This window comes from Neisseria sp. Marseille-Q1983, from assembly GCF_018224585.1.
GTDB lineage: Bacteria > Pseudomonadota > Gammaproteobacteria > Burkholderiales > Neisseriaceae > Neisseria > Neisseria polysaccharea.
This window is the reverse complement of record NZ_JAGTUI010000041.1, coordinates 1-18,228: the sequence shown is the minus strand read 5'-3', so window position 1 is coordinate 18,228 and position 18,228 is coordinate 1. Positions and strand designations below refer to the sequence as shown.

Genomic DNA, 18,228 nt, shown 5'->3' with positions numbered 1-18,228 from the left:
TCTCTTTGAGCTAAGGCGAGGCAACGCCGTACTGGTTTTTGTTAATCCACTATAAGTCATTCCGGCGGCAATTTTTGTTGCTTTAACGGGATAGGCGGTTGGCGGTTGCGATAAAGGCGGCGACTTTGGCTGGGTCTTTTTTGCCTTTAGACGCTTCCACGCCGCCGGATACATCGACCGCTTCCGCTCCGGTGATGCGGACGGCTTCGCCGACGTTTTCAGGGGTCAGCCCGCCGGCAAGCACCCACGGTTTGCCCGAATATTCCGCCAGCAGCGTCCAGTCGAAGCGGTGTCCGGTGCCGCCGTATTCCGAAGGGTGGTAGGCATCGAACAGCAGTGCCTGAGCGTCGGGGAAGCGGTCGGCGGCGTTTCGGATGTCTGATGTCGTCTGAACACGAATGGCCTTGATATAGGGGCGGTGGAACTGACGGCAGAATGTGTCGTCTTCGTCGCCGTGGAATTGGATGATGTGTATCGGCACTTCGGCAAGGATGCGGCGGATGTTTTGCGCGCTTTCGTTGACGAAAAGGGCGACAACGCTGACAAACGGCGGCAGTGCGGCGGTGATTTTTTTGGCGCGGGCAATATCGACGGCCCGGCTGCTGCCTTGGAAAAAGACCAGCCCGACGGCATCTGCACCTGCCGCTACGGCGGCCGCTGCGTCTTCCGGTGTGGTGATGCCGCAGATTTTGGTGCGGATTTTCCTCATTCGGTATTCCTTTATTTGGGAAACGGCGCGTTTGTGCCGTTTCAGACGGCATTCCCGATCAGTCGATTTTGATGTATTCGACAGAAAGGATTTCAATTTCCTCACGCCCTTCCGGCGTGTTCAAAACCACTTCGTCGCCTTCGCGTGCTTTAATCAGGCAACGAGCCAGCGGTGAAATCCAAGAAATTTTGTTTTGCGCGGTATCGATTTCATCGATGCCGACGATTTTGACGGTTTGCTCGCGCCCGTCACCGCGCAACAGATCGACGGTTGCGCCGAAAAACACTTGGTCGGTCGCTTCGCGCAATTCGGGATCGACGACGACGGCAGCTTCCAAACGCTTGGTCAGGAAACGGATGCGGCGGTCGATTTCGCGCATACGGCGTTTGCCGTAAAGATAGTCGCCGTTTTCGCTGCGGTCGCCGTTGCCTGCCGCCCAGTTGACGATTTGGACGATTTCGGGGCGTTCTTTATTAACCAGTTGATAAAGCTCGTCTTTCAATGCCTGCCATCCGGCGGGCGTAATGTAGTTTTTGGTTTCGGTACTCATATTGTGTGCGGATGAAACGGGAAATGTGATGCCGATATGGGAAATGCCGTCTGAAAACCCAACGTTCGGATTTCAGACGGCATCGCGGTTTGGGAAGCCTTATTCTTCGTCGCCCGCATCGCTGATGCTGATGCTGTGTTCCATCCTACTCGGGTGGATTTTCAGGCCGCCGCAGCCGGATTTCTCGGCAGACAGGCGGTCGAGGTAGGCATCATCGATGTCGCCTGTCTGATAAATGCCGTTGAAACAGGACGAATCGAAGGATTCGATTTTTGGATTGAGTGCTTTGACGACGGTTTCCAAATCGCCCAAGTCTTGAAACACGATGCCGTCCGCGCCGATTTCGGCAGCGATTTCCGCCGCGCTGCGCCCGTTGGCAATCAACTCTTCGCGCGTGGGCATATCGATGCCGTACACATTGGGATAGCGCACTTCGGGGGCGGCGGAGGCGATATAGACTTTGCGCGCGCCAGCCGCGCGTACCATTTCGACGATTTCGCGGCTGGTCGTCCCGCGCACGATGGAGTCGTCCACCAGCAACACGCTTTTGCCTGCAAATTCGGTTTCCATCGGGCTGAGTTTTTGGCGCACGGATTTTTTGCGCGTCGCCTGGCCGGGCATAATAAAGGTGCGGCCGATATAGCGGTTTTTAATCAAACCTTCGCGGTAAGGCTTTTTGAGGTGGACGGCAAGCTCCATCGCGCTGGGGCGGCTGGTGTCGGGGATGGGCATCACGACATCGATGCCGTCCACGGGCAGCTCGCGTTTGATTTTTTCCGCCAAGGACACACCCATATCCAAGCGCGATTGGTAAACCGATACGCCGTCAATCACAGAGTCGGGGCGGGCAAAATAAACATATTCAAAAAGGCAGGGGCTGAGTTTGGCCTTATCGCTGCATTGTCGGGCGATGATTGTGCCGTCAAAGCCGACAAATACCGCTTCGCCCGGCCGGATATCGCGTTCCAAATCGTAGGCAAGCGCGTTGAAGGCGACGGATTCGGAGGCGACGGCATAGGATTTCCTGCCTTCGCTGTCGGTTTGCGAACCCAATACCAGCGGGCGGATGCCGTAAGGGTCGCGGAAGGCGAGCATACCGTAGCCCGCAATCATGGCAACCACACCGTATGCGCCGCGCACCAAGCGGTGGACTTCGGCAACGGCGTTGAAAACATTGTCGGCATTGAGCCGGTGCGGGTCGGCGTTTTTAGAGACTTCGCGGCGCAATTCGTGCGCGAATACGTTGAGCAAAACTTCGGAATCGGAGCTGGTGTTGACGTGGCGCAGGTGTTTGTTACACACGTTTTCATACAGTTCGGCAGTGTTGGTGAGGTTGCCGTTGTGCGCCAAAACGATGCCGAAAGGCGAGCTGACGTAGAAAGGCTGTGCCTCCGCGCTGCTGCCCGCGTTGCCCGCAGTAGGATAACGGACGTGGGCGATACCGGCGTTGCCGACCAAATCGCGCATATTGCGTGTACGGAAGACTTCGCGCACCATCCCTTTGCCTTTGTGCATATGGAAGGTGCCGCCTTCGGCCGTTACAATGCCCGCCGCATCCTGTCCCCTGTGCTGCAACATCTGCAAGCCGTCGTACAGAAGCTGGTTCACGGGTTCATGACTGACCAAACCTAATACGCCGCACATATCGTCTTCTCCGATTCGAGGTTTAAGGGTAAAACGGAATTATAAAGCAAACGGCGGTTTTTTGCCTGAATTGTTGACAATATTTGAGTGAAGGACAGATAGGTGGGTTTATGGAGGATAAGATTTAATCTGTGATATGGCTGAGGAAAGGAAAAAACATTTCAGACGGCATAAAAGAGGATGCCGTCTGAAACGCCAGCAGGGCAATCAATCGTCTTCCGGAGTTTCCGCCGTGCCGCCGCTATGGTTCAACACGGCTTCGGAAAGCGATACGAAAAACGGCAGTGTGTAAGATTGCCGCCATTCTTCGGTATCGGGCAGGTCGGTTTTTGAAGCAAGCATGATCAGCAGGGTAACAATCAAAACGCCTTTCAATGCACCGAATACGCCGCCCAAAATGCGGTTGGCAAAGCCCAAACCGACGGCGGAAACCGCCTGTGTCAGCAGCGAACGGAGCATTTTCTGGATCAGACAGGCAATGACGAACAGGGAAATGAACGACAGAGCCAATGCAAACAGGCGGGGTTGGAACGAGGCAAAGGCGAGGTCGGCAAAGGGTGCGGCAAAGAGTTTGGCAAAAAAGAAGGCAATGACCCACGCCGCCAGCGAACCCGCTTCTGCAATCACGCCGCGCATCGCGGAAATAAGGATGCAGGCGGCAATGACGGCGGAGACGAGGAGGTCGGCAACGGGGAGGCTATTCATTCGTTACCTGACCGGCGATGCCGTGCACGCGCAGTTTGTTCAAATCGCGTTCGGCATCTCTCGCGTTTTTATAGTTGCTTGATTTGACGCGGTAAACCTTGCCGTTGTCGGTCATGATTTCGGTAATGGTCGAATCGATACCCGCCGCCTTCATTTTGCGCTGGAGGCTCAAGGCGCGTTCTTTTTCGGCATAACCTGCCTGAATGGCGGCTTTTTTACCGGATTTTTCGGATTTTTCTTTTTCGGCGGTTTTGGTCTTGTCCGCTTTGTCGGTTTTTTGTGCCGTTTCGTGTTTTTTGCCGTCCGAATGGTCTTTTTCGGCTGTTTTTTTGCCTTCAGCCTTGTCGGCTTTTTTCGCTTCCTTTACCGCGCTGTCGGATTTTGCCGTATCCGGTTTGGTTTTTTCGGCGGCAGTTTTCGGTTTGTCGGCAACTTTTTCGGCGGTTTTGGTTTCTTTGGCTTTGGGCTTGGCTTCGGCAGTGCGTTCCGCTTTTTGCGGTTTTGTTTCGGCAGTGCGTTTCGGTTTTTCAACCGCTACCGTATCCGTACTGTCGGCAGTTGCCGGCACTTTTTCGGCAGCGCGTTGTTTTGCCTGCTTCGGTGCGGTTTGGGCAGTTTCTGCCTGTTGCAGTTTCTCGGATGCTTCCAAACCTTTGATGTTGCTGTCTTCGAGGCGGTCGTTAATCAGCACCAGCGGCGCGCCTACGTTTTCAGGCTCGCTGATTTCGCTGTCGGCGGCAGAAGGCTTGTCTTCGCCTGCCAAGTCCTGCGGTTTGTCGGCGGCGGTTTCCCCGTTTTCGGCGGCGGATTTCAAGGCAGGGGTTTGTGCCGCACTTGCCGCTTTGTTTTCTACGCCGCTTGTTTCGCCGGCAGTCTGTTCGGCAGGATCATTTTCGGCAGGACCGGAACTGAGTGCGGCTGCCAGCAGGATGCAGGAGGCGGCAACCAGGCAGCTTGCCGTTACGAGGCGGCGGCGGTTGCGCCGTTTGAGCTGTTCGTAACCGGTCAGGACTTCGTTTTGTTTGTTTTCGGACATAGAAGTTTCCTTTTACAGTACCGACATCACGTCGGCGACGGTATGAAATGAGCCGAAAACGACGATTCTGTCGTTTTCGCCCGCTTTTGAGGCTGCCGCACGGTACGCGTCGCGGACGGCGGCAAATGTCTGTATGTTTTCGATGCGGTGTTGTTCCAATTTGGCTTTCAGTGCATCCGCCGTCATACCGCGCAGTACGTCCAACGGTGCGATATACCACTCGTCAAATTGGTCTTTAACGGTTTCCAACACGCAGTCTATGTCTTTGTCGGACAACATGCTGAACACGGCGGTGCGTTTTTGCGCAAACGCCAAATTAATCAGGCTGCGGCGCAGGGCGCGGGCGGCGTGGGGATTGTGTCCGACATCCAAAACGGTCAGCGGCCGGCCGGGCAGGACTTGGAAGCGGCCGGGATTTTCAACCAGCAACAAACCGCGCTTGATGGCGCCGATGTCCACCGGCAATTTGTCGTTCAAGCATTCCAATACGGTCAACGAGCAGGCGGCATTGGAGAGCTGGTATGCGCCGCGCAATGCGGGGAAAGGCAGGGAATTGCGGTTGCGCGCGGGGTCGTCTGAATGCTGCGGATGGAAGCGGTAGTTCCATTGGATGTTTTCCAATGAGGAGAAATCGAAATCGCGCTGCACCATCAGCAGTTTCGCGCCTATGGCTTCGGCGTGTGCGACCAACGATTCGGGTGCGGGGTTTTGACCGCAGATGGCGGGTTTGCCGCTGCGGAACACGCCTGCTTTTTCAAAGCCGACCTGCTCGACCGTATCGCCCAAAAACGCCTGATGGTCCAAATCTACACTAGTAACCACCGCGCAATCGCCGTCAAATGCGTTGACCGCGTCCAAGCGTCCGCCCAAGCCGACTTCCAATATCATCACGTCAACCTGTTCGCGCATGAAGATGTCGACGGCCGCCAACGTATTGAATTCAAAATAAGTCAGCGATATTTCGCCGCGCGCCGCTTCGATGCGCTCGAAAGAGGCAATAATCGTATCGTCCGAAACGGGTTCGGCGTTGATGGCGATGCGTTCGTTGTAACGCAATAAATGGGGGCTGGTTAATGTGCCGGTTTTGTAGCCCGCCTGTTTGTAAATCTGTGTCAGGTAGGCGCAGACCGAACCTTTGCCGTTTGTTCCCGCGACAACGACGACGGGGCATTGCGGTGTCAGGTTCATGCGCTTTTTCACTTCGCCTACGCGCTCCAAACCCATGTCGATTAAGCCGCCGCTGTGGGCGGTTTCCAAATGCGAGAGCCAATCTTGTAGTGTTTTCATGAGTGTTTCGTTTTCAAATGCCGTCTGAAATCAGTCTGATGTATCGGTTTCGGCGGTTTTTTTCGGCTGCCGCCAAAGCACCCAGACTTTCAGCCTGCGGTAGGATTCTTTGTCCGTCATGTCGGGCATGATGCATTGGCGGACGGTTGTGCCGCCGGTGTCCCATTGTAAGAATAAGGCATAAGGCGTAACCATACTGCTGCCCGCCAGTGTCGCCGCTGTTTTGTCTTTGCCGGATACGATTTCCGCCTGTCCGTCGCGGTCTATGGTAATGGCGGTTATGGCATGGCGGTGTTTCAGGTTCGTTATCCTGAGCGAGTATGCGTAACTTGCCGCCAAAGCCGCAAAACCGAACCACATCATCCAGCCGTAAAACCAAGTCAGGCAGACGGCAATGGAAGCCGAGTGGAGCGATATGGTCAGGATGTTCAGAATGCGGGACGGCTTCAATGCCGTCTGAAAGGCGCGCATGGCGTTACATCATATTGTCGAACACGGGCGTGATGTTCAAATCCGCTTCTTCCATATCCAAAACCATATCGTGGATTTCGATGTCGAAAAATTCCCAAAACGCCTTCAGCCCCATATCTTGCGGCCATTTGTCTTTGTCGATGTCCCAGCCGGCGAGTTCGGCTTCAAAAATCTGCCGGTAGCGTTCGTCGAAGTAGGAAACGACGGCTTCCGGTTCGTCGAACTGCGGAACGAGGAAGACGGAACAGTTGGCACGAAGCTGCTCTATGGTCAGGTCGGGCATATTTTCGTCGGTGCTTTTGAGCCATTCCAAAAAGCGGACGGTCGGCTTGAGGACGACGGCGGTGCGGTCAACAAAATACATGGTTTTCTTTCTCAATCATCTTGCGGTGTCGGGCTATGCCGTCTGAACGTTCGGTTTTCAGACGGCATAGCATCAGTGGGTCATGACCTGTTGCAGGAACTGCTTGGCGCGTTCGTGTTTCGGGTTGGTGAAAAACGCTTCGGGCGTTTCGTCTTCGAGGATTTGCCCTTTATCGACGAAAATCACGCGGTCGGCAACTTCGCGGGCAAAACCCATTTCGTGGGTTACGCACATCATGGTCATGCCGCTTTCTGCTAAGTCTTTCATGACTTTTAATACTTCGCCGACCATTTCGGGGTCGAGTGCGGAGGTCGGTTCGTCAAACAACATCACGCGCGGTTCCATCGCCAACCCGCGCGCAATCGCCACGCGTTGCTGCTGGCCGCCGGAAAGTTGGGACGGGAAGGCGTCTTTTTTGTGTGCCAGTCCGACGCGTTCCAAAAGTTCCATCGCTTTTTTCTCCGCCTGTTCCGCATTTTGACCTTTAACCTTCATCGGTGCGAGGGTGATGTTTTCCAATACGGTCAGGTGGGGGTAGAGGTTGAAGCCTTGGAATACGAAGCCGACTTCTTCGCGGATTTTGTTCAAATCGGTTTTGGGGTCGGCAACGTTGACGCCGTCCACCCAAATCTCGCCGCTTTCGATGCTTTCAAGCTGGTTGACGGTGCGGATGAGTGTGGATTTGCCGCTGCCCGAAGGCCCGCAGACGACGACCACTTCGCCTTTTTTGATTTCCAAGTTCACGCCGTTGATGACGTGCAGGTCTTTGAAATGTTTGTGTACGTTTTTAAATTTGATCATAGTGTCCATTCTTTTCGGGCAGTCTGAATCCGTCTGACTGATTAAGGGTAAAACTTATTCAAATCGGCAACCAATTTGGTTAACGCTTCTTGATTCGGCTTATTCATGCTCCGGTAAACTTTGACGTAGCCTTTGTCGTTTTTCATATTCACGACATAGATGACGAAACGTGTGCCGTTGAATCCTTTTTCCGCATCGCAGGTGTAGTACGTCACACCCCCGCTTTCCGCTTTTTCCAGTACGCAATCGTTTTTGCGGTAGCCTTGCTCCTTCGCTATCCAATCACGCTCAAATGAAGCCCTGTACGCGTCCGGCACGCGGACTTGGTCGACCAATAAATCATGATCGGGATTTTGGGAATAACCGTAATGGAAAATGGCATTTGAACCGTTTAATTGCGCCTCCAGCATTTGATAACGCCGGTTTTGGAAAAACGCATCGTTCGGGTTCATGCAGGCAGTTAAAAGAAAAGTCAGGAGTGCGGCTGTGTATTTCATGGTTTGTTCACTCGGGCGGTTAAAAGAAAAGTCAGGGGTACGGTTGTGTATTTTATGGTTTATGCTTTTATAAACAGTTATAAACGGTTTCAATGCGGCTTGCCGGTAATTCAACGCACGAAATTCCGTTTGCACATCATATGGTTTTCAATATTGGCTTTGGCATCTTTTTCATCCCAAACCTGCAATTCCCACGGATAGTAGAAATTGCTGCTGTTTTTGAAATAAATGTGTATGCCGATATAGCCGCCCGCATCGCGCAAATATCAGTTTTTCAAGCCGTGTTCTGTTTTCCAGTCGTCAAGTTTTTCCAAAATTCCGACAACTGTTTCAGACGGCCAAATCAGCCGCGCGCCAGATAGCGGCTGATTTTATCATGTATGCTTTCTGCGGTTTTCACGCGGTAGAAAAAGTCTATGCCGCGCGTGTCGGCAAAGGCTAAATAATCGTTAACCGCTTCGTGCAAATTAAGGCGGTAAGACAAAATATGTTCGGTCGGAACGTTTTTGAGCGTGTGGCTCAAATTGATTTTCCGCACTTTGCCGGTTTCAAAATAATCCTGCGAATATTGTGCGTGCAGGCGGTTGATTTCGCGGATTAAACGCTCGGTTTTCTGCAGGTTGCCTTCCATTTCCGCCCCCTCTTTTCAGACGGCCTTGCCCGCCAAATAATTGCTCAATGCCACGTATTTTTCCGGCGCTATGTGTTCGGCGCGGTCTTGCGAATTGATGCCGACTGCCTGCAAATCATCGTCGCCTGCAAGCTCTTTCAGATTGTTGCGTATGGTTTTGCGGCGTTGGTGGAAGGCGAGTTTTACGAGTTTGGCGAAATGCTCGAAATCGTCCGCTTTGCCGATGCGGTGTTTCACCGGAATCATGCGCACCACTGCGGAATCCACTTTCGGCGCAGGGTCGAACGATTCGGGCGGCACGTCAATCAGCAGCTCCATATCGAAAAAATATTGCAGCATCACACCCAAGCGGCCGTAGTCGTTGCTTTTCGGCGCGGCAACCATGCGCTCGACCACTTCTTTTTGCAGCATAAAGTGCATATCGACGACATCGTCCGCCACCTCCGCCAGCTTGAACAAAAGCGGCGTGGAAATGTTGTACGGCAGGTTGCCGACGATTTTCTTTTTGCCTGCGATACTGTTGAAATCAAACTGCAACACATCGCCTTCGTGAATCACCAGCTTATCCGCAAACGGCAGCGTTTTCAGACGGCATACGATGTCGCGGTCGATTTCGACAACGTGCAGTCGGTTCAGTTTTTTCGCCAAAGGTTCGGTAATCGCCGCCAAACCCGGGCCGATTTCAATCACGACATCATCCGCCTGCGGGCGCACGGCGTTGACAATATCGCCGATAATCCGCGTGTCCTGCAAAAAATTCTGCCCGAAACGCTTGCGGGCTTTGTGTTCTTTCATCGTGTTTCCTTTTCGGTTGAAACCCCGCCCTTTAGGGCGGTAGAATCAGACTCTGTTTGGGAGGGGTGTAACTCCTTCCAAATCAGGACGGCACATATGGCGGTGCTTTATGTGTCGTCCTGTGTGTTGAAACATAAATGTGTTTACAGTATCCGTTTGATGTCGGCATTGTAACCGAAAACGGCAGGGCGTGATAATGCTGTTTGAAGGCTTGCCGTGTTTGGCGGTTTGGTGCAAAACGTTTTGCCTGTTGGAGGATTGGACGTGTCTGAAAATCTGCTTGAAATCGAAATCCATCCCTTCGATCCCGTGCTGCCGCCGAAGGCTGCGGTCATGATGATGGGGACGTTTCCGCCCAAGGAAGACAAACGCGCGATGCAGTTTCATTATCCGAATTTCCAAAACGATATGTGGCGCGTTTACGGACTGGTGTTTTTTAACGATGCGGCGCATTTCCAGATGCTGGCTGAAAAAGCGTTTGATGCGGAGAAAATCAAGGCGTTTTTGCGCGAACGGGGGATTGCGTCCTGCCCAACGGTGTTGAAGGCGGCAAGGGAACATGGCAATGCGTCCGACAAGTTTTTAAAGGTAGTCGAAACCGTCGATTTGGCGGCGGTGTTGGCAAAAATACCCCGGTGCCGCCATATTTGTACGACGGGCGGCAAGGCGACGGAAATCCTGCTCGATATTCAGGGCGGCGGCATCAAAATGCCGAAAACGGGCGAAACCGTGCCGTTTCCGTTTGCCGGACGGGATTTGACGCTGACGCGCCTGCCTTCGACTTCGCGCGCCTATCCTTTGAGTTTGGCGAAAAAGGCGGCGGCGTATCGGGCGTTTTTCGAAATGGCGGGCTTGTGTGAAAAGCAGTTATAATTGCCGACAATTTCCCGTTCAGACGGCATGTTTACAAAAACGGAAATGCCGTCTGAAAACCTGAAGTACAAGGAAGAATCCGATGAAGAATTACCATACGCCCGATGAGAAGGGCTTTTTCGGCGAACACGGCGGGCTGTTCGTATCCGAAACCCTGATTCCGGCTTTGCAAGAATTGGCAGAAGCCTATAAAGCAGCGAAAGAAGATCCTGAATTTTGGGCGGAGTTCCGCCGCGATTTGAAACATTATGTCGGCAGGCCCAGCCCCGTTTACCATGCCGCGCGGTTGTCCGAGCATCTGGGCGGCGCGCAAATTTGGTTAAAGCGCGAAGACTTGAACCACACCGGCGCGCACAAAGTCAACAACACCATCGGTCAGGCATTGCTCGCCCGCCGTATGGGCAAAAAACGCGTGATTGCCGAAACCGGCGCGGGTCAGCACGGCGTGGCGAGTGCCACCGTTGCCGCCCGCTTCGGTATGACTTGCGATGTCTATATGGGTGCGGACGACATCCAACGCCAAATGCCTAACGTGTTCCGCATGAAATTGTTGGGCGCGAACGTGGTCGGTGTAGAAAGCGGCAGCCGCACGCTTAAAGACGCGATGAACGAAGCGATGCGCGAATGGGTCGCCCGCGTGGATGACACGTTCTACATCATCGGTACCGCCGCCGGTCCCGCACCGTATCCCGAAATGGTGCGCGACTTCCAATGCGTGATCGGCAATGAAGCCAAAGAACAAATGTTGGAAGCTATCGGTCGTCAACCTGATGTTGCCGTTGCCTGCGTTGGCGGCGGCTCCAATGCCATCGGTTTGTTCTACCCCTATATCGAAGAAGAAAACGTACGTTTGGTCGGCGTGGAGGCAGGCGGTTTGGGCGTGGATACGCCAGACCATGCCGCGCCGATTACCAGCAAAGCCCCCATCGGCGTATTGCACGGTTTCCGCAGCTATCTGATGCAGGACGAAAACGGCCAGGTTTTGGGGACGCACTCCGTTTCCGCAGGCTTGGATTACCCCGGCATCGGCCCGGAACACAGCCATCTGCACGACATCAAGCGCGTCGAATACACCGTTGCCAAAGACGACGAAGCACTTGAAGCCTTCGACTTGCTCTGCCGCTTCGAGGGCATCATCCCCGCGCTCGAATCCAGCCACGCCGTTGCTTGGGCGGTGAAAAACGCGCCGAAAATGGGTAAAGACCAAGTGATTTTGGTCAACCTCTCAGGTCGTGGCGATAAAGACATCAACACCGTGGCGAAGCTCAAAGGGATTGAGTTGTAGGGATGATGTGAAGGTCGTCTGATAAAAATGCCGTCTGAAGCCTGAGTTCAGACGGCATTTTTACGAACTTTCCTTGTAAAATTAAAGAAGCTTGTAAATAATGAGAGAACAAATTTTGAAGTTGAAAGCAATTGGTAGAATGCCAACAGAATCAGATGCAGATGACAATGATGAAAAAATAGATGAATTGATAGAACAATATGATGAGCTTATGTCAAGTATAGAAAAACCTATTACACTTGAAGAAGCAGAGGTATTAGTATCTCTTTTTCCAGATGGTTTTTTCTATGATATGCATTGGGGATTATTGCATCTTTTTGAAACTTGTATTTTAAGTGCATCAGAGGAAGAATATCAAAAACTTATAGATAAATGTCCAAGTGAAGAATGGCGAGAAAATTTACAAATTCGCTATGAAAATTGGAAAAAGAAAAATCAATAATATTGGGACGGCAACGTTCTTTTACACGAATGGGAATATGAAAAAAGAAAACGCCCCACGCCGAGTTGTTAATAAGTTAGGCGGAGTATCTTTTGACAAGCAGAGCTAGTGCAAAACCTCGGAACGTGGGTGTATGACGGTGGTAGCTACACCCCGGTGGCAAAGCTTGCCGAGGAGGACAGCTACACCATCGTGCAGGACTATCTGGGTACGCCCATACAAGCTCTAGACAGCAAGGGCGAGGTAGTATGGGACTGCGTCCTCGACTATGACGATTTTTCGGATTTGCTTTATTATCTGTTTATTTTTGAAATATCGGGAGTGGGGAGACGTGTTCCGTCGTTGTTTTTTGCCGTGTTGGGTCGTCGGCGTGGCGGCTTCGTTCGCGCTGCCGTCTGTGCCGCATTGGCTGTTTTGGCTGGCGGCTTTTGCGGTTTTTGCTGTGTTTGCAAGGCGTTTTGCGTTTGCCGGTCTGATGCTGTGCGTGTTGGCGGGCGCGGCTTACGGCGTATTCAGAACGGAAGCGGCACTGTCTTCGCAATGGCGGGCAGAAGCCGTTTCAGGTGTGCCGTTAACGGTGGAAGTGGCGGATATGCCGAGGTCGGACGGGCGGCGCGTGCAGTTTGCTGCAAAGGCTGTGGACAGCGGTGGTCGGACGTTTGATTTGCTGCTGTCGGACTACAAACGGCGCGAATGGGCGGTCGGGAGCAGATGGCGGATAACGGCACGTGTGCACCCCGTCGTCGGGGAGTTGAACCTGCGCAGTTTGAACCGTGAGGCGTGGGCATTATCCAACGGGATAGGCGGCGCGGGGACGGTCGGTGCGGACAGGGTTTTGCTGCATGACGGAAGCGGTTGGGGGATTGCGGTTTGGCGCAGCCGCATCAGCCGTAATTGGCGGCAGGCGGATGCGGACGGCGGGCTTTCAGACGGCATCGGGCTGATGCGCGCGTTGAGCGTGGGCGAACAGTCGGCATTGCGCCCCGAATTATGGCAGGCGTTCCGACCGTTGGGGCTGACTCATCTGGTCAGTATCTCGGGTTTGCACGTTACGATGGTGGCGGTGCTGTTTGCGTGGCTGGCGAAGCGGCTGCTTGCCTGTTCCCCGCGCCTTCCTGCCCGGCCGCGCGTGTGGGTTTTGGCGGCGGGGTGTGCAGGCGCGCTGTTTTACGCGCTGCTTGCCGGTTTTTCCGTGCCGACGCAGCGCAGTGTTTTGATGTTGGCGGCATTTGCGTGGGCGTGGCGCAGGGGAAGACTGTCGGCGTGGGCAACGTGGTGGCAGGCGTTGGCGGCGGTGCTGCTGTTCGACCCTTTGGCGGTCTTGGGTGTGGGAACTTGGCTGTCTTTTGGTTTGGTGGCGGCCCTGATATGGGCGTGTGCAGGGCGTTTGCACGAAGGGAAACGGCAAACCGCTTTGCGCGGACAGTGGGCGGCTTCGGTGTTGTCGTTGGTTTTGCTCGGTTATCTGTTTGCTTCGCTGCCTTTGGTCAGCCCTTTGGTCAATGCGGTGGCGATTCCGTGGTTTTCTTGGGTGTTGACGCCGCTGGCGTTGCTGGGTTCGGTCGTGCCGTTTGCGCCTTTGCAACAGTTGGGGGCATTTTTGGCGGAATACACTTTGCGGTTTTTGGTGTGGCTTGCCGATGTGTCGCCCGAGTTTGCCGTTGCCTCCGCACCTTTGCCGCTGCTGGTGTTGGCGGTGTGTGCCGCTTTGCTGTTGTTGCTGCCGCGCGGTTTGGGTTTGCGTCCGTGGGCGGTGTTGCTGTTGGCAGGGTTTGTGTTTTACCGTCCGCCCAGCGTGCCGGAAAATGAGGCTGCGGTTACGGTTTGGGATGCGGGGCAGGGTTTGTCGGTGTCGGTTCAGACGGCAAATCATCATCTTTTGTTTGACACCGGAACTGCATCGGCGGCGCAGACGGGGATTGTGCCGAGTTTGAATGCGGCGGGTGTCCGCCGTTTGGACAAGCTGGTTCTGTCGCATCACGACAGCGACCACGACGGCGGTTTTCAGGCAGTCGGCAAGATACCGAACGGCGGGATTTATGCCGGACAGCCGGAATTTTATGAGGGGGCGCGGCATTGTGCGGAACAGCGTTGGCAATGGGACGGCGTAGATTTCGAGTTTTTGATGCCGTCTGAACGCAAAAACATCGATGATAATGGGAAAAGTTGTGTTTTGCGTGTTGTGGCTGGTGGTGCGGCACTGCTGGTAACGGGCGATTTGGATACGAAGGGCGAGGCGGAGTTGGTTAAAAAATACGGCTCAAACCTGTACAGCCAGGTTTTGGTTTTGGGACATCACGGCAGCAATACGTCCTCGTCGGGCGTGTTCCTCAATGCCGTCTCGCCCGAATATGCCGTTGCTTCAAGCGGTTATGCCAACGCCTACAAACATCCGACCGAAGCGGTACAGAACCGTGTCCGCGCACACGGCATCAAGTTGTTGCGGACGGATTTGTCGGGCGCGCTGCAATTCGGCTTGGGACGCGGCGGCGTGAAGGCTCAACGTTTGAGAGGGTATAAATTCTATTGGCAGAAAAAACCGTTTGAGTGAATGGGAAGGCTGGTGCCGGAACGGAAAATGTCGTCTAAAAGGACTTCAGACGGCATTTTGGCGTTAACGCCGGTTCGTGCCGGCAAGGCATATCGTTTGATTTTCAGTGTGCGTCAAAAACAGAAAGGGCGTTGCGGTTAACGGCAGGGAGAACCGTTTGAATGAACGGAAAGGTTTGCGCCGGAACGGAAAATGCCGTCTGAAAGGGTTTCAGACGGCATCATGACATCGGTGCGGAATCAGTGCCAGTAACGCCACCAGGGCATATCGTCAGACCGCCACGGCTGCTTTAAGAACGGGCTTTTCGGAAAGTTGGCTTCCAAAACGCGGTGTGTGTCGGCGGCAAGCTGGGGCTTGTCCAACTTCTTGTAGGCAAGTTCCAATATGGCGAGCGATTCTTCGACATAGCGCGTATTCTGGTAGCTGCCGATAATTTTTTGGGCGCGGTTGGCGGCGGCGATATATGCGCCGCGTTTCATGTAGTAACGCGCTACCGACATTTCATTGCCGCCCAAAGCATCGACCAGTTTGACCATGCGTGCGGTCGCATCGGCGGCGTATTTGCTGTTAGGGAAGCGTTGGACGAGTTCCGCAAACGCCTGATACGCTTCGCGGTTGGCTTTCGGGTCGCGGTCGGACCAGTCTTGCGAGGCCAGTTTGTTCAAGAAAGACTGATCTTCGTTGAACAGTACCAAACCGCGCAGGTACAGCGCGTAGTCCATATTCGGGTGTTGAGGGTGAAGGCGGCGGAAGCGGTCAATGGCGGCCAGTGCCTTATCCTTCTCATCATCTTTATAGTAGGCGTATGCCGTATCCAGTTGGGATTGCTGGGCATGGCGGCTGGTAGGGAAGCGCGATTCCAAGATTTCGTATAATTTGACAGCTCGCGTATAATTGCTGCTGTTCAGCTCGTCCTGGGCTTCGGCATAGAGTTTTTCCACACTCCAGTCTTGGGTAATCTGGGCATCTTTATCTACCGTACCTTTGGTGGCACAGGCACTCAGTGCCAAACCTAATGAAACCGTTAAAAGAATTTTTTTCATGCAGAATACTTCCTTTGATAATGAATCCGATTATAGCGATGATTCAGACTTTGTGTCAGCCCCGGAAACCGAAAACTGTATTTGTCTGACTGTTCCGCTCGAGCTTGCCGGCGGGCGGTTGGATGCGGTATTGGCAAAACTTCTGCCAGACTATTCGCGCAGCCGGTTGACATCATGGATTAGAGAAGGCGCGGTTATTGTAAACGATAAACCTTCGCAACCCAAAGACAAAATGATAGGCGGTGAGCAAATCCGTGTAACCGTCTGTCCGAGTGAGGAGAATCTGGCATTCATGCCGGAGCCTATGGATTTGGATATTGTTTACGAAGACGATACCGTCATCGTCGTCAACAAACCGGCCGGACTGGTGGTGCATCCGGCGGCGGGCAACTGGACGGGGACGCTGCTCAACGGTCTGTTGGCGCATTGCCCCGAGCTGTCCCAAATTCCGCGCGCGGGCATCGTCCACCGCCTCGACAAGGAAACCAGCGGGCTGATGGTGGTTGCCAAAACCCTGCCGGCGCAAAATTCCCTTGTGCGGCAGCTTCAGGAACGCACGGTCAAACGCATCTACCGTGCCGTCGCCAACGGCATCGTCCCCTTTGACGGTAAAATCGAAACCCAAATCGGACGCGATCCGCACAACCGCCTGAAAATGGCAGTCGTCAAATTCGGCGGCAAACCAGCCGTTACCCACGTCAAAGTGTTGGAACGCTATCTTGCCCACAGCTATATCGAATGTTCGCTCGAGACAGGCAGGACGCACCAAATCCGCGTCCATATGCGCGAGGCCAACCATCCGCTTGCCGCCGACCCGGTTTACGGCAACCTGCGCCATCCGTGCGGCGACACGGTGAAAGAAGCCGTTAAAAGTCTGGGTGCGCGTCAGGCATTGCACGCCTACCGCTTAAGTTTCACTCATCCGGAAAGCGGCGAAACCGTTTCGTTTGAAGCACCGATTCCAAACGACATATATCATTTGTTGTCCGTCCTCCGTCTTGAAGCCGGTTTGGATTCGTCTTTGAGCAATGAAGAGGAATGGCAGGACAAATTCGGCGCGGATGACGACGATGATTGGAACGAAGACGACTACGATGTCGAAGTGGTTTATGTAAGGGAGTGAGGCGGCTTGAAAGGCGGGGCGAACGCAGGCAGCCGAATCGGAGCAGCCGAGCAATCGTCCCCACCGATTTCAAACAAAGGCCGTCTGAAGGGGCAGGGCGGAAACCGCCGGTTTCGTTTGCCCCGTTCAGACGGCATTATGATGAAAGGCGTTTAGGGTTTTTTATGTTTACCGGCTTTAGCTGCCCAATAAGTTGCCAGCAGCGAGCCGGAGATATTGTGCCACACGCTGAACAATGCGCCCGGAACGGCAACGACCGGCGCGGCGGCAAAGTGTGCGGCGGCAAGCGCGGCGGCCAGACCCGAGTTTTGCATACCGACTTCGATGGCCAGCGTTTTTTGTGCATCATAAGGCAGGCCGGTCCATTTAGCGGCAAAGAAGCCGAGCAGGTAGCCGATGCCGTTGTGGAGTACGACAACCGCAAAAATCAGCAGGCCGCTTTCCATAATTTTGCCTTTGCTTGCCCCGACTACCGCGCCGATAATCAGCACGATGGCGGCAACGGAAACCAGCGGTAGCGCATCGGTCAGCTTTTCGGTTTTACTGCCCAAAACCTTATGGACAATCAAACCCAAAACAATGGGGAGCAAAACCATTTTGACGATGGACATCAACATACCGGCCGCTTGGATTTCCAGCATTTCACCGGCAAGCATCAGGAAGATGGCGGGAGTCAGCAATGGGGAAATCAGGGTGGAAACAGACGTAACGGCAACCGACAAAGCCACATTGCCGCGCGCCAGATAGGTCATCACATTGGAAGCCGTACCGCCCGGGCAGCAGCCGACTAAAATCACGCCGACCGCGATTTCGGCAGGCAGGTCCAACAGTTTGGACAGCAGCCAGGCGGTTGCCGGCATAATGGCGAATTGTGCGATTACGCCGATGATGACGGCTTTGGGATGTTTGAACAAAATATCGAAGTCGGAAGGTTTGAGCGTCAAACCCATACCGAACATAATAATGCCCAACAGCCAAGGAATATAAGGTCCCGCCCATTTGAAGGTGTCGGGCGCGAAAAAAGCGGCGGCGGCAAAGAGCGCGGCCCAGAGGGAAAATGTTTTTCCGATAAAGCTGCTGATTTTACTGAGGATATTCATAATAATGCGTTGCATGTTTGTTTTTAAGGGAAGGCAAGCATACACGCCTTAACCTTAATTTGCAAAATGACCGTGCCTAAACAATGCCGTCTGAAAGTGGAGATTGGTTTTCAGACGGCATCGCCCGAGAGGTGTCGGAAACGGACTTTATTCCCATTCCTTTTCGGTTGAAACCCGTCTGTTTATGGCGATAGAATCTAATCGGAGGGTAGTCTCGTTCGGGCAACACGCAGTGCGGTGCTTGATGTGCCATCCCCTGTTGAAACATATAGTGGATTAACAAAAATCAGGACAAGGCGACGAAGCCGCAGACAGTACAAA

General features: G+C 53.8%; 18 protein-coding genes and 1 pseudogene. 5 read left to right on the top strand and 14 right to left on the bottom strand.

From position 1 onward, the window contains the following. Positions 1-82: 82 nt before the first annotated feature. From KEM39_RS09100 to rsmA, 12 genes and pseudogenes are all read right to left on the bottom strand, one after another. On the bottom strand, positions 83-709 hold the full coding sequence (locus tag KEM39_RS09100; RefSeq protein ID WP_050896631.1) for a phosphoribosylanthranilate isomerase: 627 nt from the start codon (positions 707-709) through the stop codon (positions 83-85). A gap of 58 nt (positions 710-767) precedes the next feature. Further along, on the bottom strand, positions 768-1,259 hold the full coding sequence (greB, locus tag KEM39_RS09095) for a transcription elongation factor GreB (RefSeq protein WP_025457309.1): 492 nt from the start codon (positions 1,257-1,259) through the stop codon (positions 768-770). A 99-nt stretch (positions 1,260-1,358) separates the two neighbouring features. Continuing rightward, a complete protein-coding gene (purF, locus tag KEM39_RS09090) occupies positions 1,359-2,903 on the bottom strand; it encodes an amidophosphoribosyltransferase (RefSeq protein WP_118784068.1) in 1,545 nt (514 codons plus the stop codon). A 207-nt stretch (positions 2,904-3,110) separates the two neighbouring features. Beyond that, positions 3,111-3,608 carry a CvpA family protein gene (locus tag KEM39_RS09085; protein WP_118997524.1) on the bottom strand — a complete coding sequence of 166 codons (498 nt, stop codon included), beginning with the start codon at positions 3,606-3,608 and terminating at the stop codon, positions 3,111-3,113. Continuing rightward, positions 3,601-4,644 carry a cell division protein FtsN gene (gene ftsN, locus KEM39_RS09080; RefSeq protein WP_118997523.1) on the bottom strand — a complete coding sequence of 348 codons (1,044 nt, stop codon included), beginning with the start codon at positions 4,642-4,644 and terminating at the stop codon, positions 3,601-3,603. Before ftsN ends, KEM39_RS09085 begins: the two co-directional genes overlap by 8 nt. Before the next feature lie 12 nt (positions 4,645-4,656). Beyond that, entirely contained in the window at positions 4,657-5,931 is a 1,275-nt protein-coding gene (gene folC / locus KEM39_RS09075) for a bifunctional tetrahydrofolate synthase/dihydrofolate synthase (protein ID WP_118997522.1), read from the bottom strand. A gap of 30 nt (positions 5,932-5,961) precedes the next feature. After that, positions 5,962-6,402, bottom strand: coding sequence for a protein YgfX (locus tag KEM39_RS09070; protein ID WP_118997521.1), 441 nt, complete (start codon positions 6,400-6,402; stop codon positions 5,962-5,964). 4 nt (positions 6,403-6,406) lie between these two features. Further along, on the bottom strand, positions 6,407-6,766 hold the full coding sequence (locus KEM39_RS09065) for a hypothetical protein (RefSeq protein WP_002214147.1): 360 nt from the start codon (positions 6,764-6,766) through the stop codon (positions 6,407-6,409). A gap of 72 nt (positions 6,767-6,838) precedes the next feature. Next, the gene (locus KEM39_RS09060; RefSeq protein WP_002233691.1) at positions 6,839-7,567 is read right to left on the bottom strand and encodes an amino acid ABC transporter ATP-binding protein; all 729 of its coding nucleotides are present in this window, start codon (positions 7,565-7,567) and stop codon (positions 6,839-6,841) included. Positions 7,568-7,608: 41 nt separating this feature from the next. Then, positions 7,609-8,064 (bottom strand): hypothetical protein, encoded by a 456-nt coding sequence (locus KEM39_RS09055; RefSeq protein WP_118997563.1) that lies wholly within the window; start codon positions 8,062-8,064, stop codon positions 7,609-7,611. A 110-nt stretch (positions 8,065-8,174) separates the two neighbouring features. Next, a pseudogene (locus KEM39_RS12070) lies at positions 8,175-8,695 on the bottom strand (GTP pyrophosphokinase). 15 nt (positions 8,696-8,710) lie between these two features. Continuing rightward, positions 8,711-9,490: a 16S rRNA (adenine(1518)-N(6)/adenine(1519)-N(6))-dimethyltransferase RsmA gene (rsmA, locus tag KEM39_RS09045; protein WP_118997520.1), complete on the bottom strand. Its 780-nt coding sequence runs from the start codon at positions 9,488-9,490 to the stop codon at positions 8,711-8,713. A 333-nt stretch (positions 9,491-9,823) separates the two neighbouring features. Here rsmA and KEM39_RS09040 point away from each other — a divergent pair, with 333 nt between their 5' ends. The 4 genes from KEM39_RS09040 to KEM39_RS09025 all read left to right on the top strand — a co-directional run bounded on the left by KEM39_RS09040 (position 9,824) and on the right by KEM39_RS09025 (position 14,641). Beyond that, positions 9,824-10,363: a DNA glycosylase gene (locus KEM39_RS09040; RefSeq protein ID WP_240002745.1), complete on the top strand. Its 540-nt coding sequence runs from the start codon at positions 9,824-9,826 to the stop codon at positions 10,361-10,363. A gap of 82 nt (positions 10,364-10,445) precedes the next feature. Further along, positions 10,446-11,648 (top strand): tryptophan synthase subunit beta, encoded by a 1,203-nt coding sequence (gene trpB / locus KEM39_RS09035; protein ID WP_118997518.1) that lies wholly within the window; start codon positions 10,446-10,448, stop codon positions 11,646-11,648. 100 nt (positions 11,649-11,748) lie between these two features. Continuing rightward, entirely contained in the window at positions 11,749-12,090 is a 342-nt protein-coding gene (locus KEM39_RS09030; RefSeq protein WP_118997517.1) for a hypothetical protein, read from the top strand. 331 nt (positions 12,091-12,421) lie between these two features. Then, positions 12,422-14,641: a DNA internalization-related competence protein ComEC/Rec2 gene (locus KEM39_RS09025; RefSeq protein ID WP_153067775.1), complete on the top strand. Its 2,220-nt coding sequence runs from the start codon at positions 12,422-12,424 to the stop codon at positions 14,639-14,641. A gap of 239 nt (positions 14,642-14,880) precedes the next feature. Here the strand turns inward: KEM39_RS09025 and KEM39_RS09020 are convergent, their stop codons facing one another. Then, positions 14,881-15,684: an outer membrane protein assembly factor BamD gene (locus KEM39_RS09020; RefSeq protein ID WP_107818606.1), complete on the bottom strand. Its 804-nt coding sequence runs from the start codon at positions 15,682-15,684 to the stop codon at positions 14,881-14,883. Between KEM39_RS09020 and rluD the strand changes: the two genes are divergently transcribed. Further along, positions 15,683-16,807 carry a 23S rRNA pseudouridine(1911/1915/1917) synthase RluD gene (gene rluD / locus KEM39_RS09015; protein WP_118997516.1) on the top strand — a complete coding sequence of 375 codons (1,125 nt, stop codon included), beginning with the start codon at positions 15,683-15,685 and terminating at the stop codon, positions 16,805-16,807. The two genes, KEM39_RS09020 and rluD, sit on opposite strands and share 2 nt — an antisense overlap. Before the next feature lie 152 nt (positions 16,808-16,959). Here the strand turns inward: rluD and KEM39_RS09010 are convergent, their stop codons facing one another. Continuing rightward, complete coding sequence (locus KEM39_RS09010) at positions 16,960-17,907, bottom strand: bile acid:sodium symporter family protein (RefSeq protein ID WP_118782907.1); 948 nt, start codon at positions 17,905-17,907, stop codon at positions 16,960-16,962. Positions 17,908-18,228: the final 321 nt, after the last annotated feature.

What these genes read in the sequence shown, in the direction of transcription:
- KEM39_RS09040 (WP_240002745.1), top strand. Translation starts at nt 9,824, where the DNA reads ATGATGATGGGGACGTTTCCGCCCAAGGAAGACAAACGCGCGATGCAG.
- KEM39_RS09065 (WP_002214147.1), bottom strand. Translation starts at nt 6,766, where the DNA reads ATGTATTTTGTTGACCGCACCGCCGTCGTCCTCAAGCCGACCGTCCGC.
- ftsN (WP_118997523.1), bottom strand. Translation starts at nt 4,644, where the DNA reads ATGTCCGAAAACAAACAAAACGAAGTCCTGACCGGTTACGAACAGCTC.
- KEM39_RS09010 (WP_118782907.1), bottom strand. Translation starts at nt 17,907, where the DNA reads ATGAATATCCTCAGTAAAATCAGCAGCTTTATCGGAAAAACATTTTCC.
- KEM39_RS09030 (WP_118997517.1), top strand. Translation starts at nt 11,749, where the DNA reads ATGAGAGAACAAATTTTGAAGTTGAAAGCAATTGGTAGAATGCCAACA.
- trpB (WP_118997518.1), top strand. Translation starts at nt 10,446, where the DNA reads ATGAAGAATTACCATACGCCCGATGAGAAGGGCTTTTTCGGCGAACAC.
- rluD (WP_118997516.1), top strand. Translation starts at nt 15,683, where the DNA reads ATGCAGAATACTTCCTTTGATAATGAATCCGATTATAGCGATGATTCA.
- purF (WP_118784068.1), bottom strand. Translation starts at nt 2,903, where the DNA reads ATGTGCGGCGTATTAGGTTTGGTCAGTCATGAACCCGTGAACCAGCTT.
- KEM39_RS09060 (WP_002233691.1), bottom strand. Translation starts at nt 7,567, where the DNA reads ATGATCAAATTTAAAAACGTACACAAACATTTCAAAGACCTGCACGTC.
- rsmA (WP_118997520.1), bottom strand. Translation starts at nt 9,490, where the DNA reads ATGAAAGAACACAAAGCCCGCAAGCGTTTCGGGCAGAATTTTTTGCAG.
- greB (WP_025457309.1), bottom strand. Translation starts at nt 1,259, where the DNA reads ATGAGTACCGAAACCAAAAACTACATTACGCCCGCCGGATGGCAGGCA.
- KEM39_RS09100 (WP_050896631.1), bottom strand. Translation starts at nt 709, where the DNA reads ATGAGGAAAATCCGCACCAAAATCTGCGGCATCACCACACCGGAAGAC.
- KEM39_RS09070 (WP_118997521.1), bottom strand. Translation starts at nt 6,402, where the DNA reads ATGCGCGCCTTTCAGACGGCATTGAAGCCGTCCCGCATTCTGAACATC.
- folC (WP_118997522.1), bottom strand. Translation starts at nt 5,931, where the DNA reads ATGAAAACACTACAAGATTGGCTCTCGCATTTGGAAACCGCCCACAGC.
- KEM39_RS09085 (WP_118997524.1), bottom strand. Translation starts at nt 3,608, where the DNA reads ATGAATAGCCTCCCCGTTGCCGACCTCCTCGTCTCCGCCGTCATTGCC.
- KEM39_RS09055 (WP_118997563.1), bottom strand. Translation starts at nt 8,064, where the DNA reads ATGAAATACACAGCCGCACTCCTGACTTTTCTTTTAACTGCCTGCATG.
- KEM39_RS09020 (WP_107818606.1), bottom strand. Translation starts at nt 15,684, where the DNA reads ATGAAAAAAATTCTTTTAACGGTTTCATTAGGTTTGGCACTGAGTGCC.